Source organism: Frondihabitans sp. PAMC 28766 (assembly GCF_001577365.1).
Taxonomy (GTDB): Bacteria; Actinomycetota; Actinomycetes; order Actinomycetales; family Microbacteriaceae; genus Frondihabitans.
On sequence record NZ_CP014513.1, the window covers coordinates 2295826 to 2311151 of the forward strand.

The window sequence follows — 15326 nt, forward strand, 5'->3', positions numbered from 1 at the left end:
GAGGTCGCTACTGCTTGACGGTGAAGCCCTGGCCCTTGGCGTACGACACGATCGACTTCTGCCAGGCCGAGAGCCCGGCGTTCAGGTCGGTCTTGTCGGCGATGGCCTTGCCGAGCGTGTTGTTGAAGCTCGAGTAGACGTAGGCCATGAAGGGCGGCCACTCGAAGTTCGGGTCGACGGTGTTCGTGATGTCGGCGAACAGGGCGTTGACCTTCTGGCCGCCGTAGAACGGGGCCGCCTGGGCCTTGAACGAGGCGCTGTTCAAGAGGCTCGTCTGCGGCGGGTAGAGCGACTGCTTGGTGTTGAGCGTCTCGATGCTCTGCTGATCGGTGTTGATGAACTTGGCCAGCTCGTAGGCGGCGATCGGGTTCTTCGTCGAGTTCAGCACCGCGTCGGTCGAGCCGCCGAGGTTGGCCGAGACGTTCGAGGTGGTGCTGTACTGCGGCAACGGCGCGGCCTTCCAGAGACCCGCGGTGTCCTTCGCCTCGCCCTGGAGGAAGACGGGGCCCCATGCGGCCGTGAGCCACGACGCGTAGGTGCCTTTGTCGAGGCCCTGGTACCACTGCGTGGTGAAGTTCGGGTCGACCGCGACGAGGTCCTTCTGCAGCAGGTCGTTCCAGTAGGTGCCGACCTTCTGGGCGGTGGCGGTGTCGAGGTTCACCGTGACGTTCTTGCCGCCGGAGTACTCGAACGGCTTGACGCCGGCCTGCCAGAGGAGGCCGATGTAGGCGCCGGCGTCGTTCGGCGGCAGGTCGGTGAGATAGCTGCCCGTCTTGGCCTTGACCGTCACGGCATCCTTCGCGAAGTCGTCCCAGGTGGCGGGCGGGGTCGTGATGCCGGCCTTCTTCAGGATGTCGGCGCGGTACAGGTCGCCCATCGGGCCCGAGTCCTGCGGGATGCCGTAGACGGCCGAGCCCTGCGTGACCTGGTTCCAGGTCGACGGCGAGAACGACGACTTCAGCTTCGAGGCGCCGTAGGGCGACAGGTCGAGGAGGCTCTTCGTGAGCTCGAACTGCGGCAGGTACTGGTACTCGACCTGGGCGACGTCCGGCTGGCCCTTGCCGGCCGAGATCGCATTGGTGAGCTTCGTGTACTGGGCGGCGCCCTGGCCGACGTTGTTCACGTTGACCTTGATCTTCGGGTACTTCTTCTCGAACATCGCCACTTCGGTGGTGACGTTCGGCAGCCACGTCCAGAAGTTCAGGGTGGTGGGGGTGTTCATGGCCTTCGAGACGTCTGAAGCCGACACTGGCTTCGTGCTGGTCGTGCCGCCCGTCGACGACGACGAGCAGCCCGCGACGAGCAGCGACATGGCGGCGGCAGCAGCGCCGGCCGTCATGATGCGCCTTGCTGTGGTGGAACGCATTTCACTTCCTTCTGTTGGTGGTGGAGCGGAAAGGGCGGATCGCAGGATCAGAGGGCCTCGGCGAAGACGCGCACGTCGCGTGCGCCGAGCGTCAGGGCGGTGCCGGCGGCGACGTCGTCGCCCGACTCGAGGTCGACCACATCGGTCGGGACAGTCAGTGACACCTCGTCGCGCGACCAGTTGAAGACGAACCGGATGCGGCCGCGGTCGGCGAGACCGGAGACCGTCGTGACACGGCCGGCCGGGTGCGTGACCCAGGTGGCCGACTTCGGGTCGGGGACGAGCCACTCGGCCAGGTCTCGGGCCAGGGTGGCGTTGGGCACGGTGCCCACGTACGTTACGCGTCCCGATCCTGAGGCCTTCGTCGTGATTGCCGGGAAACGGCCGATCTCGGGGTGGTCGTAGATGGCGAGCACCTCGGCGTCGTCGACGATCAGGCCGTCGGCCCACTCGGTCGCGTGGGCGTCGGGCGAGAGCGTGAAGCCTGCGGCGCCGCCGACGAGTGCCAGTGGGGTGCGGAGGTTCGTGTATTCCGCGTAGGAGACGCCGGCGAGGTCGGTGAACTGCGGCGGCGCGACCTCTTTGCGCGCGCGTGCCTTTTCGTCGGCGTAGGCCGAGCGGATGCCGAGCACGAGGTGGCCGCCCGATTCGACGTAGTCGCGCAGCCAATCGAGCGTCGCATCCTCCGAGACGTAGAGCGCCGGCACGACGAGCACCGGGTGCAGCCGGGCGTAGTCGGCGGGGTCGAGCTCGCCGAGCTGGGTGTCGTTGACGATGACGGACTGGCGGTCGGACTCGACGACGCCGGAGTGGAAGGCGTCGAAGATGCGCTGGTACGACGCCGGGTCGCCGTGGCCGTCGGGCGACGCGAGAGGAGGGAAGTACTCGAGCGCCCACTTGCTGGCGTTCGAGAAGAGCAGCGCGACGTCGGCGTCGGGCACGTAGCCGGCAAGGCTCGGGCCCACCGCGGCGAGGGCGTGGCCGAGGCCGCTGAGCTCGTCGTAGACGCGGCCGGGCTTGCCGCTGTGGGGGAGCACCCCACCCCAGTACGTCTCGAAGCCGTGGTTGAGCGTCTGCCAGTGCCAGTACTCGACCATCTTCGCGCCGCGCGCGGCGAAGCCGAACCCTGCCTGCTTGAGCTGCCCCGGGTAGGGCGGCAGGTTGTAGGCGTGACCGCCGATCGACTGCGCGTCGGTCTCGGTGACGAGGAAGCGCTCGTGCTTGCCCGACCACATCCGGTCGGCCTGACGGAAGAAGCGGCCGACGCCGGAGACCGCGAAGCCGATCGGTGCCACCTCGGGGGCGAGCAGGTCGAGGCCGTCCTGCATGTCGTAGTACGGGTTGCCGGCGACGACGTCGAGCTCGCGGACGAGGCTGACGTCGTCCTGCGCGGGGCGCGGGTAGGCGATGCAGGTGGTGACGAACTGGTCGGGGGTCGAGTATTCGCGGACGATCCCGGCCTGCCAGTGGATGAAGTCGTTCGTGAGGTCGGCCTGGTAGCGGCGCCATTCGAGGTCGTACTGCGGGAAGGAATTGTTGTCGGGCCGCCAGAGGTCGTCGAACGAGGTGAGCCGGTGCGACCAGTAGGTCAGGCCCCACTCCTCGGTGAGCGCCTCGGGCGTGCCGAACTTCTCGCGCAGGCGATCTGTGAAGCCGTGGAAGACGTGGTCGTTGTGGAAGAGCACGAGACCCGGCTCGTTGTCGACCTGGTAGCCGACGACGGCAGGATGCGAGGCGTACGTCTCGACGACCTTGCGGATGACCCGCTCGGCGTAGTGCCGGAAGACGGGCGAGACGTAGTCGATCTCCTGCCGCGCGCCCCAGCCCATCGGCACACCGGTCGCCGTGTGGGCTGCCAGGTCGGGGTGCAGGGTCTGCAGCCACGGCGGAATGGCGTAGGTCGGGGTTCCGAGGATCACCGAGATGCCGCGCTCGTGTGCCGCGTCGAGGGTCGGGCGCAGCCACTCGAGGTCGAACTCGCCGTCTTTCGGCTCCCAGGTCGACCAGACCGACTCGCCGACGCGGATCACGGTGAAGCCGGCCTGCTGCATCAGGTCGAGGTCGTCGGCCGGGTCCCGCTCGGTGCGGTACTCCGGGTAGTAGGCGGCTCCGAAGAGGAAGCGCTCGGGCGTCGTGCCGGGGTTTTCGGGGTGCGTCATTGCAGCGGGACTCCATTGTCGAGTGGGATTCGTTAGCGGTAACAATCGGCGACAGATGTGCTGTTACCGGTAACTGCTGAGTGAAGATACACGGCTCGGAGGGGTGTTGCAAGCGCTATTCGGAAATCGGCGCCGGGCCGGTCGACGAGCGCACAAGGATCTCGGTGGGCACGGCGTGCTCGTTGCCGAGAGGGGTCTCGCCGTTGATCCGGGCGAGAAGACCGGCGAAGACGAGCCGCCCCTGCTCGGCGAAGTGCATCGGAACCGTCGTCAGCGGCGGCTGCTGGAAGGCCGCCTCGGCCTGGTCGTCGACGCCCGCCAGACTGACGTCGTCGGGCACCCGGAGACCTGCGCCGTGCAGAGCCGACAGGGCCCCGATCGCCATCAGGTCGTTCGCGGCGAACACGCCGGTGACGCCGGGAGTTGTGCGCAGGATCCGATTCATCGCCTCGAACCCGCTGGCGGGCCCCCAATCGCCCGCCACCGTCGTCGGCTGCGCGAGGCCTGCGGCCTCGACGGCGCGGATGAACCCGGCCGCCCTCAGTCGCGCTGCCGGCCAGTCGGACGGACCCGAGATGTGCGCGAACGACCGGTGGCCGAGTTCGATCAGGTGCTTCGCGGTGAGCGCCCCGGACTCGAAGTTGGCGTTGCCCGGGCCGACCGCCTCGGCGCCCTCGTTCTCGATGTAGACCGGTACGCGGAAGCGTGTGCGGTCGAGCGCGAGCCGGAGGTCGTCGTTCGGGGTGAAGGCGATGACGCCGGCGAGATCGCGCTGGTTCACGAGGTCGATCGCGGCTCGTGCCGACCGCGGATCGAGAGGGTCCATCGTCACGATGTCGAGCACGAAACCCGCCTCGCGGGCGGCGGCCGCAGCAGCGCTCAGGGTGGTCACGGGGCCGTACTGGGTCATTTCGTACGCGAGCGCGCCGATGCGCATGCTGCGCCGCGTCGCGAGCTCGCGGGCCGCCGAGTTCGGCTGGTAGTCGAGGTCGACGATGGCCTTCTCGACGAGTTCGCGACTGCGATCGGAGATGTGGTGACCCTTGATGTGACGCGACACCGTCTGGTGCGACACGCCCGCGACGCGGGCGACGTCGTAGATCGTCGGGGCACGGCCCGACTCGCCGCTCCGGGCGGAATGTGTTTCTGTCACCGGCCCTCGATCCGACGGATGCCGGCCGCCGTCGACGGCCTGAGCCGAGAGTAGCGGTCGCTCGGCCGATACACGCTTGTAACGTGACACGCTCGGCGGTGAACGATGAGTGACGTAGGATGGAAGCCCGTGGTGGTCAATCAGAACTCGGACTCGGTCGGTACGAAAACGACGAAGCACATCTTCGTCACAGGGGGCGTCGTCTCCTCCCTGGGCAAGGGCCTGACGGCTGCCAGTCTCGGCAATCTGCTCACGTCTCGCGGCCTCCGCGTCGTCATGCAGAAGCTCGACCCCTACTTGAACGTCGACCCCGGCACGATGAACCCGTTCCAGCACGGCGAGGTGTTCGTCACCGACGACGGTGCCGAGACCGACCTCGACATCGGCCACTACGAGCGCTTCCTCGACATCAACCTCAACCAGGGCGCCAACGTCACGACGGGCCAGATCTACTCCACCGTCATCGCAAAAGAGCGCCGCGGCGAATACCTCGGCGACACCGTCCAGGTGATCCCGCACATCACCGACGAGATCAAGCGCCGCATGCGCCTGCAGGCGAGCGACGAACCGCAGCCCGACGTCATCATCACCGAGGTCGGTGGCACCGTCGGCGACATCGAGAGCCAGCCCTTCCTCGAGTCGGCCCGCCAGGTGCGCCACGAGCTCGGCCGCCAGAACGTCTTCTTCGTGCACGTGTCGCTGGTGCCGTTCATGGGCGCCTCCGGCGAACAGAAGACCAAGCCCACCCAGCACTCCGTCGCAGCGCTCCGCGCCATCGGCATCCAGCCCGACGCCCTCGTGCTGCGGAGCGACCGCCCCGTGACCGAGTCGAACCGCCGCAAGATCGCGCTGATGTGCGATGTCGACGAGCAGGCCGTCGTCAACGCCCGCGACGTGCCGAGCATCTACGAGATCCCCGAGATGCTCAACGAGCAGGGGCTCGACGGCTACATCATCGAACACCTCGGCCTCGGATCGAAGGCCGGCGAGGTCGACTGGAGCGGGTGGCAGTCGATCCTGACCAGTGTCCACGACCCCAAGCACGAGGTCACCATCGGCCTGGTCGGCAAGTACATCGACCTGCCCGACGCCTACCTCAGCGTCACCGAGGCTCTCAAGGCCGGCGGGTTCGCGCACCAGACCAAGGTCAACCTGCGCTGGATACCCTCCGACGACTGCGAGACGCCCGACGGCGCAGCGAAGGCCTTGAACGAGGTCGACGGCATCTGTGTGCCGGGCGGCTTCGGAATCCGCGGCATCGAGGGCAAGCTCGGCGCTCTGCGCTTCGCCCGCGAGAACGCGATCCCCGCCCTCGGCTTGTGCCTCGGCCTCCAGTGCATGGTCATCGAGTACGCCCGCAACAAGGCGGGCCTGGCGAACGCCTCGTCGTCGGAGTTCGACCCCGACACCCAGTACCCCGTCATCGCGACAATGGCCGAGCAGGTCGACATCATCGCCGACGGAGACCTCGGCGGCACCATGCGCCTGGGGCTCTACCCCGCGGCCCTCCTGCCGGGTTCGCTCGCGGCCGACCTGTACGGCGCCGACACCGCCTCCGAACGCCACCGCCACCGTTACGAGGTCAACAACCACTACCGCGAGCAGATCGCCGACGCCGGTCTCGTCTTCTCGGGCACTTCGCCCGACGGCCACCTCGTCGAATACGTCGAGCTCGACCGCTCGGAGCACCCGTACTACATCGGCACGCAGGCCCACCCCGAGCTGCGGTCGCGCCCGAACCACGCGCACCCGCTGTTCGCCGGGCTCGTGGCGGCGTCGCTCGAGCGTCAGAACTCGTCGCGACTGTTCGAGGTGGCCGACAGTGCCCAGTGATGCCGTGGCCGCTGCGACCGGTGCCGCCGACGGCCTCTTGCAGGATGACCACTTCGACGTCACGATCACGGCCACCGAGACGCCGTTCGTCGGCGCGGTCTGGAACATCCGCCGCGACGCCTTCGACTACAACGGGGCCACCATCAAGCGCGAGTACGTCGAGCACACCGGCGCGGTCGCCGTCCTCGTGCAGGACGACGAGGGGCGCGTGCTGATCATCAAGCAGTACCGCCACCCCGTGCGCTCACGCGACTGGGAGCTGCCAGCCGGCCTCCTCGACATCCCCGGCGAAGAGCCGCTGGTGGCGGCGAAGCGCGAGCTGGCCGAGGAGGCCGACCTCCAAGCATCCTCGTGGCAGCCCCTCGTGACGTTCAACACGACACCCGGCGGCAGCGACGAGCGCCTGTTCGTCTTCCACGCGACCGGAGCCTCGGCGACCGACGCGGCGTTCGATCGCGAGGCCGAAGAGGCCGACATCGAGAAGCGCTGGGTCGAGCTCTCCGACATCGTCGACGGTGTGCTCGCGGGCCGTCTGCACAACTCGATCCTCTCGATCGCGGCGCTCGCGCTCCACGCGAAGCAGGGCCGCTAGCCGCACGAGTACGCCCATCCCTCTGGGCACGCTTATCCTTCTCGGCATGAGCCCCTTCGACGACGCCCGCAGCCGCTATCTGCGGCACGTGACCGTCGAGCGGGGCCTGTCGCCGAACACGGTGGCGGCGTATCGGCGCGACCTGGCGCTCTACCAGACTTTTCTCGACGAACGGGGGGTGCAGGATCCTGCGCTCGTGTCGAGCACGGACGTCGCCGAGTTCCCTGCCGCCCTGGCCACTCGCGCCCTGCCGCTCGGAGCGTCGTCCATCGCCCGCGTGGTGTCGTCGGTGAAAGGCTTTCATCGGTTCATCGCCGCCGAGGGCATCGTCGCCGACGACGTCACCACGACGACGCGGCCGCCCAAGCTGCCGGCCCGCCTGCCGAAGGCGATCACGGTGGCGCAGATGGAGGCGCTGCTCGCGGCGACCGACGGCGACGAACCGACGCGGTTGCGCGACAAGGCGCTGCTCGAGCTGATGTACGCGACCGGCGCGCGCGTGTCGGAGGCGGTGTCGCTCAACGTCGACGACGTGATCTCGCTCGGGGGCTCGGGCGTGGACGCCGATGACGTCGAGGTCGCTGACGGCGACGTGGTGCGCCTCTTCGGCAAGGGCGGCAAGCAGCGGATCGTGCCGGTCGGGAGCTACGCGCGGCGGGCGCTCGACGCCTACCTCGTGCGGGCGCGGCCGTTGTTCTCAGTGCGGGGGAGCGCGACGCCTGCACTCTTCCTCGGCGTGCGGGGCGCGCGGGTCTCGCGGCAGAACGCCTGGCTGATCATCAAGGCAGCGGCAGAGCGGGCGCAGCTCGGGGTGGAGGTCTCGCCGCACACGCTGCGGCACTCGTTCGCAACGCATCTGCTCGAGGGCGGGGCGGACGTGCGAGTCGTGCAGGAGCTGCTGGGGCACGCCTCGGTCGCGACCACGCAGATCTACACGCTCGTCACGGCCGACGCCCTGCGCGACGTCTACGGGCAGGCGCACCCGCGGGCGCGCTGGCGCCCGGGCGAGCGCGAGGCGCGCGAGCAGGATGCCAGGCAAGCCGAGACCGGTATCGGCGCCTGACTCGGGGGTTGCCCGGTGCCTTCGGCCGAACACGGTGTCGGCGACGGGGCCCGCGGCGGCACGCCGGTAAGATCGGGGGCGTGAGTACGACGCCGAACCCGAGCTCTGACGACCGATCCGGTGTGATCGACGCCGCCGTGACCGCGTCGACCGGCACAGCGGCGTCAGCGAGTGCCCCGCGCGGAAGCGCCGTCCCCGCAGTCGGCGAGGGCATCGGCCCGACCGGGCGCCCGCGCACCGAGTTCGCTGTGCCCGCACCGTTGTCGAGCCACGGCCCGGCCCGCATCATCTCGCTCTGCAACCAGAAGGGCGGGGTCGGCAAGACGACGACCAGCATCAACCTGGGGGCCTCGCTCGCCGAATACGGTCGCCGCGTGCTGGCCGTCGACTTCGACCCGCAGGGCGCCTTGAGCGCCGGTCTCGGGGTGCAGACCCACGACGTGCCGACCATCTACGACCTGCTGATCGGCACCGTCAAAGACCCTCGCGAGGTGATCCAGTCGACCGGCGTGCCCGGCCTCGACGTGATCCCCGCGAACATCGACCTGTCGGCTGCCGAAGTGCACCTGGTCAACGAGGTGGCGCGCGAGCAGATCCTGTCGCGAGTGTTGCGGAAGGTGCAGGCCGACTACGACGTGATCCTGATCGACTGCCAGCCGTCGCTCGGCATCCTGACCGTCAACGCGCTGACCGCGGCGCACGGGGTGCTCATCCCGCTCGAATGCGAGTTCTTCGCGCTGCGCGGCGTCGCCCTGCTCGTCGAGACGATCGACAAGGTGCGCGACCGCCTCAACGAAGACATCGAGCTCGACGGCATCCTCGCCACGATGTACGACTCCGCACCCTGCACAGCCGCGAAGTGCTCGAGCGTGTCGTCGACGCCTTCGGCGACAGCGTGCTCGAGACCGTCATCTCGCGCACCGTGAAGTTCCCCGACGCGTCGGTGGCGGCCTCGCCGATCAACCAGTTCGCGCCGTCGCACCCGGCCGCCGAGGCGTACCGCCAGTTGGCGAGAGAGTTGATCGCCCGTGGCGCAGCCGCCTGAGATCGCCGTCTCCACCGATTTTTCGGGCGACGTCTCGGCCGACGTCGAGGCGTCGACGGACACCTCGTTCGCGGTCAGCCTGTCCAACTTCTCGGGCCCCTTCGACCTGCTGCTCTCGCTGATCACGAAGCGCGAGATGGACATCACCGAGATCGCTCTCAGTGCCGTCACCGACGAGTTCCTGTCGTATCTCAAGGGGCTCGATTCCGATGAAGAGCTCGACAAGGCGAGCGAGTTCCTCGTCGTCGCCGCCACTCTGCTCGACCTCAAGGTCGCCGGCCTGCTGCCGCAGGGCGAGCTCGTCGATGCCGAAGACGTCGCCCTGTTAGAAGCCCGCGACCTGCTGTTCGCGCGACTGCTGCAATACCGCGCCTTCAAGCAGGCCGCCGAGTGGTTCGCGACCCGCGGCGAGACCGAGGGGTCGCGCCACGCGCGCAGCGTGCGACTCGAGCAGAAGTTCAGGGTCTCGACTCCCGAGCTCGTCTGGACGCTCTCGGCCGACGACTTCGCAGCGCTCGCCGCAATGGCGCTGATGCCTCGCGAGGTCCCGACCGTGGGGCTCGACCACCTGCATGCGCCCCTCGTGAGCATTCGCGAGCAGGCCGCGATCGTCGTGTCGATGCTCCGTCGCGGTGCTGTGATGAGCTTTCGTGAACTGATCGACGGCATCGATGTGAAGGGCGTCGTGATCGCCCGTTTTCTCGCGATCCTCGAGCTGTATCGCAACGCGTCGCTGACCTTCGAGCAGGTCGAACCGCTGGGTGAGCTCACCATCCGCTGGACGGCCGAGCACTGGACCGAAGAGAACCTCGCCAACCTGGGGGCCGACTATGACGGATGAGACCACCCCCTCTTCGGATGCCGCCGACGTCGCGATGCCAGCCCCCGGTGTCCCGATTGCGCGCACGCTCGAAGCGATCCTGATGGTGGCCGACGAGCCGCAGAGCCTCGTCGCGCTGGCCACCGCTGTTGGTGCGCCGGTCCCCGCTGTGCGGCAGGCCATCGAGACCCTCGTCGCCGATTTCGACGGGGTCGCAGGCCCCGACGGTGCCCCGACCCAGCGCCGCGGCTTCGAGCTGCGCGAGGTGGGTGGCGGCTGGCGCTTCTACGTGCGCGAAGAATTCGACCCGATCGTGCGCGACTTCGTGCTCACCCAGAACCCGACCCGCCTCTCGCAGGCCGCTCTCGAGACGCTCGCCGTGATCGCCTACAAGCAGCCGATCACCCGCGGCGCGATCGCGCAGATCCGGGCCGTCAACGTCGACTCCGTCGTGCGCACGCTGCTCGGCCGCGGGCTCATCACCGAGTCGTTCACCGACGCCGAGACCGGCGCGATCAACTACGAGACGACGGAGCTGCTGTTGACCCACCTGGGCATCAACTCGATCGACGATCTGCCCCTCATCTCCCCTCTGCTCGCAGACGGCCAGGGAGGGTTCGACGATGGCGTCTGACAGCCAGGGCGAGCGCCTGCAGAAGGTCATGGCCGCCGCAGGCATCGCCAGCCGTCGGGTCTCCGAAGACCTCATCGCCGCGGGGCGCGTCACCGTCAACGGAGTGGTCGTCACCGAGCCCGGGCGCCGAGTCGACGCCGCCGTCGACAAGGTCGTCGTCGACGGGCAGGCCGTGCAGCTCGACGCCTCGCGGCGCTATCTCATGCTGAACAAGCCGGTCGGAGTCGTGTCGTCGCTGCGTGACGAGCGGGGCCGCCCCGACCTCACACACTTCACGAAGCACTACCCTGAGCGCCTCTTCAACGTCGGCCGGCTCGACGCCGAGACCAGCGGCCTCCTCATCCTGACGAACGACGGCGAGCTCGCGCACATCCTGGCGCACCCGTCGTTCGGCGTGCTGAAGACCTACATCGCGAAGGTGCAGGGGTCGATCACCCCAGCGACCGCGAAGAAGCTCATCGCCGGCATCGATCTGGAGGACGGCCCGATCGCCGCCGACTCGGCGCGAATCGTCGATCGCGGCACCGGCCAGGCGGGCGGCACGAGCATCGTCGAGATCACGCTGCACTCGGGTCGCAACCGCATCGTGCGGCGGATGCTCGACGCCGTCGGCCATCCGGTCGTCGACCTCGTGCGACGGCAATTCGGGCCGTTGCACCTCGGTGGCCTGCGGGTCGGCGAGGTGCGCGACCTCACCCGCGACGAGCTCGGCGAGATCTTGACGATCGCGCGCGACTCGGGTGTCGCTCCCGCGTCGGTCGATGCCGCCTCCTCTGACTCTGTCTCTGTCTCATCTGCGAGCGCCGTGGCGGCCGAGGCGCTGGCCGAGGCCGACGACGCCTCCGGGGTGCACCTCGTCGCCGACGTCGAGGACGACGCCGCGGAGTCGGAGAAGGAGTACTACGACGAAGACGACGACGAGTACGAGCCCGAGACGGATGCGCGCGACGCGAGCCGTCGTCGCGGTGCCGGTGCCGGGGTCGGGGTTGCGGGCTCGGCAGGTGCCGGCGCCGAGCGGAGAGTGCCCAAGAAGCAGTACGACAGCGACGGCAACCGCCGACGAGCGGTGAACGGTGACGTCACCGGTGGTCGTGCCCCCGCCGGGGCGGTGCGTCTCACGGCGGTGCGCCCAGCCGGCGCGCGGAAGTCCGCCGCGAGCAGGACCGCCGCCGCAGGGGTGGCGGGAGCGTGCGATGACCGAGCCTCGCCGGCTCGAGGGCACGGTGCGCGTCGTCGGCAGCGGCCTGCTGGGCGCCAGCATCGGCCTCGGCCTGACTCAGCAGGGCGTCGACGTTGTGCTCGATGACGCGTCGCCTGCCGCTCGCAACCTCGCCATCGACTACGGCGCCGGGCGTGCAGCTCGCGACGGTGACGCACCCGTGCTGATCGTCGTCTGCGTGCCGCCCGACGTCACCGCCGAGATCGTCGCTCGCGAACTCGTCGCGTACCCGGAGGCGCTTGTCACCGACGTCGCGAGCGTGAAGGTCGCCCCGCTGCGCGACCTGGTGGCGGGCGGCGCCGACGTCTCGAGGTACATCGGTTCGCATCCGATGGCCGGCCGCGAGCGCGGCGGCCCGATCTCGGCTCGCGCCGACCTCTTCGTCGGGCGACCCTGGGTCGTCGCCGGACACGACGGCATCACGTATCGGGCGGCAGCGCCACTCGAAGACCTTATCCTCGACCTTGGTGCGACTCCGATCGAGATGACCCCGGAGGAGCACGACGCCGGGGTCGCCGTCGTCTCGCACGCCCCGCAGGTGGTCTCGTCGCTGATGGCCGCGCGTCTGCGCGACGCGTCGGACGCGTCGCTCGGCCTGGCGGGCCAGGGAGTCCGCGACGTCACCAGGATCGCCGCCTCCGACCCCGCCCTGTGGGTGCAGATCCTGGGGGCGAACTCGCAGCGAGTCGAAGAGGTGCTGCGCGAGCTGCGCGACGACCTCGACGACGTGATCGACGCGCTGGCGGCCCCGTCGGATCCTGGTGCGCTGAAGACCATCGCCGAGACCATCGGCTCTGGCAACGCCGGTGTCGCCCGTCTGCCGGGAAAGCACGGGCAGTCGACCGTCTTCACCCAGGTCGTCGTGATGGTCGACGACAAGCCCGGCGAGCTCGGCCGACTCTTCACCGAGATGGGCGAGATCGACGTCAACCTCGAAGACCTGCGCCTCGAGCACTCGCCCGGCGCTCAGTTCGGCCTCGCCGAGGTGAGCGTGGTGCCCGAGCACGAAGAACGCCTGATCGACGACTTGGCCAAGCGTGGCTGGACCGTCGCCGGGCGCTGAACCACCACCGAGAGAAAGCTTTACCGCATGAGCCCCACCGACCCGAGCCTGCCCGACGCCCCGAACACCTCGGAGGGTCTCGGCGAGTGGAAGGGCGACCTGTACGACCGCTTCCGGTCGTCGTCGCTCTACGGCTCGACCGAATTTCGACCCGTCGTCGTCGCCGTCGACGGACCGGCGGGCAGCGGGAAGTCGAGTGTGAGCAGGGCCGCCGCGCGGGCGCTCGGTTTCGACTATCAGGACACCGGGGCCGCGTACCGGGCGTTCGCACTTCACGCCGTCGAGTCGGGCGTCGATCTGACCGACGCCACCGCTGTGATCGGGTCGATCGACTCGTTCGAATACGAGATCGGTACCGACCCCGACGACTACTTCGTGAGAGTCGGTGACCGTGACGTGACCGACGCGATCCGGACGCCCCGCGTCACCGCGTCGGTGGCGAACGTCTCGAAGATCCCCGAGGTGCGGGCGTTCTTGGTCGAGCTGTTCCGTCGCGTGATCCAGGCGACCGCGAAGCCCGGCATCGTCACGGAGGGGAGGGACATCACGACGGTGGTGGCGCCTGATGCGCCGGTGCGGATCCTGCTGACGGCCAGCGAAGAGGCTAGAATGGCGAGGCGTTCCGCAGAGGTCACGGGGCAGAGTGCCGAAGAGACAGCCAGGCAGCTCGCCACGCGCGACCGGCAGGACAGCAAGGTAGTCGACTTCATGACAGCCGCCGACGGCGTCACGACCCTCGACTCCACCGATCTCGACTTCGACCAGACCGTCTCGGCTGTGGTCGAGCTCGTACGGGCCGGGGCCAGCCAGCAGGGCTGAACCGGGCCCGTCCGGCACCAATACTTCAAGGAGCCCTCGATGGCAGACACTGATTTCACCTCCGACGAGGGGCCCGAGCTCGACGACTCGATGGTCGAGCGTCTGCAGACCATCGACGAGGCCGATGCCGAGCAACGAGCCTCCGCTCTCCGACAGGGGCTGTCCGACTACGAGCTCGACGAAGAAGACCTCGATGTGCTCGAGGCCGGCGACTGGGACCCGAACGCGATCACCTACGCCCCGGCGCTGCCGGTCCTGGCCATAGTCGGCCGGCCGAACGTCGGCAAGTCGCAACTCGTCAACCGCATCCTCGGCCGTCGTGAGGCCGTCGTCGAAGACAAGCCGGGCGTGACCCGCGACCGCGTCTCGTACAAGGCCGAATGGGCCGGCCGCCGCTTCACCCTCGTCGACACCGGCGGGTGGGAGCCCGACGCGCTCGGCATCGACGCGTCGGTAGCCATGCAGGCCGAGGTCGCCGTCGACCTCGCCGACGCCGTGCTCTTCGTGGTCGACGTCAACGTCGGTGCGACCTCGACCGACGAGCACGTGGTGAAGATGCTTCGCGCGACTCACAAGCCGGTCATTCTTGTCGCGAACAAGACGGACGACGACCGCAAGGCGATCGAGGCCTCGGAGCTGTGGAGCCTCGGCCTCGGCGAGCCCTTCCCGGTCTCGGCGCTGCACGGCCGCGGCGTCGCCGACCTTCTCGACAAGGCGATGAACACCCTGCCGGCTGTCTCGAACGTGGCCAAGGAGGAGATCGGCGGGCCCCGCCGCGTCGCCATTCTCGGTCGTCCGAACGTCGGCAAGTCGTCGCTGCTCAACCGGGCAGCGGGCGAAGAGCGTGTCGTCGTCAACGAGCTCGCCGGCACGACTCGTGACCCCGTCGACGAGCAGGTCGAGATCGGCGGCCGCATCTGGACGTTCGTCGACACCGCGGGGATCCGCAAGCGCGTGCACCTCCAGCAGGGTGCCGACTTCTACGCGTCTCTCCGCACCTCGGCCGCGCTCGAGAAGGCCGAGGTCGCGGTCGTCGTGCTCGACGTCACCGAGCCGATCTCGACGCAGGACCTGCGCATCATCGACCTCGTGCTCGAGTCGGGCCGCGCGCTCGTGCTCGCGTTCAACAAGTGGGATCTCCTCGACGACGACCGTCGACGTTATCTCGAGCGCGAGATCGAGCAGGATCTCGACCACGTCTCGTGGGCCCCGCGCGTCAACATCTCGGCGAAGACCGGTCGGCACCTCGAACGCCTCGTGCCGGCCCTCGAGCTCGCGCTCGAATCGTGGGACACCCGCATCCCCACGGGCAAGTTCAACGCGCTGCTTGCCGAGCTCACGCAGGAGCACCCGCACCCGGTGCGCGGTGGCAAGCAGCCCCGCATCCTCTTCGGCACCCAGGCGGCCAACCGCCCGCCGACGTTCGTGCTCTTCACCACAGGCTTTTTGGACCCGCAGTACCGCCGATTCATCACGCGGCGTCTGCGCGAGATCTTCGGCTTCGAGGGCACCCCGATCAATGTCAACATGCGAGTGCGGGAGAAGCGCAAGCGCTCGTAA

At 68.8% G+C, this 15326-nt stretch carries 11 protein-coding genes and 2 pseudogenes; 10 read left to right on the forward strand and 3 right to left on the reverse strand.

Annotation, left to right across the window (positions count from 1 at the left end):
• Positions 1–7 precede the first annotated feature (7 nt).
• From AX769_RS11075 to AX769_RS23945, 3 genes are all read right to left on the reverse strand, one after another.
• Entirely contained in the window at positions 8–1366 is a 1359-nt protein-coding gene (locus AX769_RS11075) for an extracellular solute-binding protein (RefSeq protein WP_239451761.1), read from the reverse strand.
• Positions 1367–1413: 47 nt separating this feature from the next.
• Positions 1414–3525 carry a beta-galactosidase gene (locus AX769_RS11080; RefSeq protein WP_066279199.1) on the reverse strand — a complete coding sequence of 704 codons (2112 nt, stop codon included), beginning with the start codon at positions 3523–3525 and terminating at the stop codon, positions 1414–1416.
• Positions 3526–3640: 115 nt separating this feature from the next.
• Positions 3641–4678 (reverse strand): substrate-binding domain-containing protein, encoded by a 1038-nt coding sequence (locus AX769_RS23945; protein WP_066279201.1) that lies wholly within the window; start codon positions 4676–4678, stop codon positions 3641–3643.
• A gap of 105 nt (positions 4679–4783) precedes the next feature.
• On the opposite strand from AX769_RS23945, the gene AX769_RS11090 reads away from it, so the two are divergent.
• The 10 genes and pseudogenes from AX769_RS11090 to der all read left to right on the forward strand — a co-directional run bounded on the left by AX769_RS11090 (position 4784) and on the right by der (position 15326).
• Positions 4784–6511 carry a CTP synthase gene (locus AX769_RS11090; protein WP_066279202.1) on the forward strand — a complete coding sequence of 576 codons (1728 nt, stop codon included), beginning with the start codon at positions 4784–4786 and terminating at the stop codon, positions 6509–6511.
• Positions 6501–7103, forward strand: a complete 603-nt coding sequence (locus AX769_RS11095) for an NUDIX hydrolase (RefSeq protein ID WP_239451762.1) — start codon at positions 6501–6503, stop codon at positions 7101–7103. The genes AX769_RS11090 and AX769_RS11095 overlap by 11 nt, the downstream gene beginning before the upstream one ends.
• Before the next feature lie 46 nt (positions 7104–7149).
• Positions 7150–8166 carry a site-specific tyrosine recombinase XerD gene (xerD, locus tag AX769_RS11100; protein ID WP_066279208.1) on the forward strand — a complete coding sequence of 339 codons (1017 nt, stop codon included), beginning with the start codon at positions 7150–7152 and terminating at the stop codon, positions 8164–8166.
• Positions 8167–8378: 212 nt separating this feature from the next.
• Positions 8379–9211 (forward strand): annotated as a pseudogene (locus tag AX769_RS11105) (ParA family protein).
• Positions 9195–10052 (forward strand): ScpA family protein, encoded by an 858-nt coding sequence (locus tag AX769_RS11110; RefSeq protein ID WP_082763744.1) that lies wholly within the window; start codon positions 9195–9197, stop codon positions 10050–10052. Before AX769_RS11105 ends, AX769_RS11110 begins: the two are co-directional and overlap by 17 nt.
• Positions 10042–10665 carry an SMC-Scp complex subunit ScpB gene (locus tag AX769_RS11115; RefSeq protein WP_066279210.1) on the forward strand — a complete coding sequence of 208 codons (624 nt, stop codon included), beginning with the start codon at positions 10042–10044 and terminating at the stop codon, positions 10663–10665. The genes AX769_RS11110 and AX769_RS11115 overlap by 11 nt, the downstream gene beginning before the upstream one ends.
• A pseudogene (locus tag AX769_RS25210) lies at positions 10655–11416 on the forward strand (pseudouridine synthase); the annotation flags it as partial. The gene AX769_RS11115 and the pseudogene AX769_RS25210, both read left to right, overlap by 11 nt.
• Before the next feature lie 442 nt (positions 11417–11858).
• The gene (locus tag AX769_RS11125) at positions 11859–12947 is read left to right on the forward strand and encodes a prephenate dehydrogenase (protein WP_066279212.1); all 1089 of its coding nucleotides are present in this window, start codon (positions 11859–11861) and stop codon (positions 12945–12947) included.
• Positions 12948–12974: 27 nt separating this feature from the next.
• Complete coding sequence (gene cmk / locus AX769_RS11130; RefSeq protein ID WP_082763746.1) at positions 12975–13766, forward strand: (d)CMP kinase; 792 nt, start codon at positions 12975–12977, stop codon at positions 13764–13766.
• Positions 13767–13805: 39 nt separating this feature from the next.
• Positions 13806–15326: a ribosome biogenesis GTPase Der gene (gene der, locus AX769_RS11135; RefSeq protein ID WP_066279215.1), complete on the forward strand. Its 1521-nt coding sequence runs from the start codon at positions 13806–13808 to the stop codon at positions 15324–15326.

Coding starts and splice junctions, on each gene's coding strand:
- AX769_RS11125 (WP_066279212.1), top strand. CDS start 11,859: ATGACCGAGCCTCGCCGGCTCGAGGGCACGGTGCGCGTCGTCGGCAGC.
- AX769_RS11115 (WP_066279210.1), top strand. CDS start 10,042: ATGACGGATGAGACCACCCCCTCTTCGGATGCCGCCGACGTCGCGATG.
- xerD (WP_066279208.1), top strand. CDS start 7,150: ATGAGCCCCTTCGACGACGCCCGCAGCCGCTATCTGCGGCACGTGACC.
- AX769_RS11075 (WP_239451761.1), bottom strand. CDS start 1,366: ATGCGTTCCACCACAGCAAGGCGCATCATGACGGCCGGCGCTGCTGCC.
- cmk (WP_082763746.1), top strand. CDS start 12,975: ATGAGCCCCACCGACCCGAGCCTGCCCGACGCCCCGAACACCTCGGAG.
- der (WP_066279215.1), top strand. CDS start 13,806: ATGGCAGACACTGATTTCACCTCCGACGAGGGGCCCGAGCTCGACGAC.
- AX769_RS11090 (WP_066279202.1), top strand. CDS start 4,784: ATGAGTGACGTAGGATGGAAGCCCGTGGTGGTCAATCAGAACTCGGAC.
- AX769_RS11080 (WP_066279199.1), bottom strand. CDS start 3,525: ATGACGCACCCCGAAAACCCCGGCACGACGCCCGAGCGCTTCCTCTTC.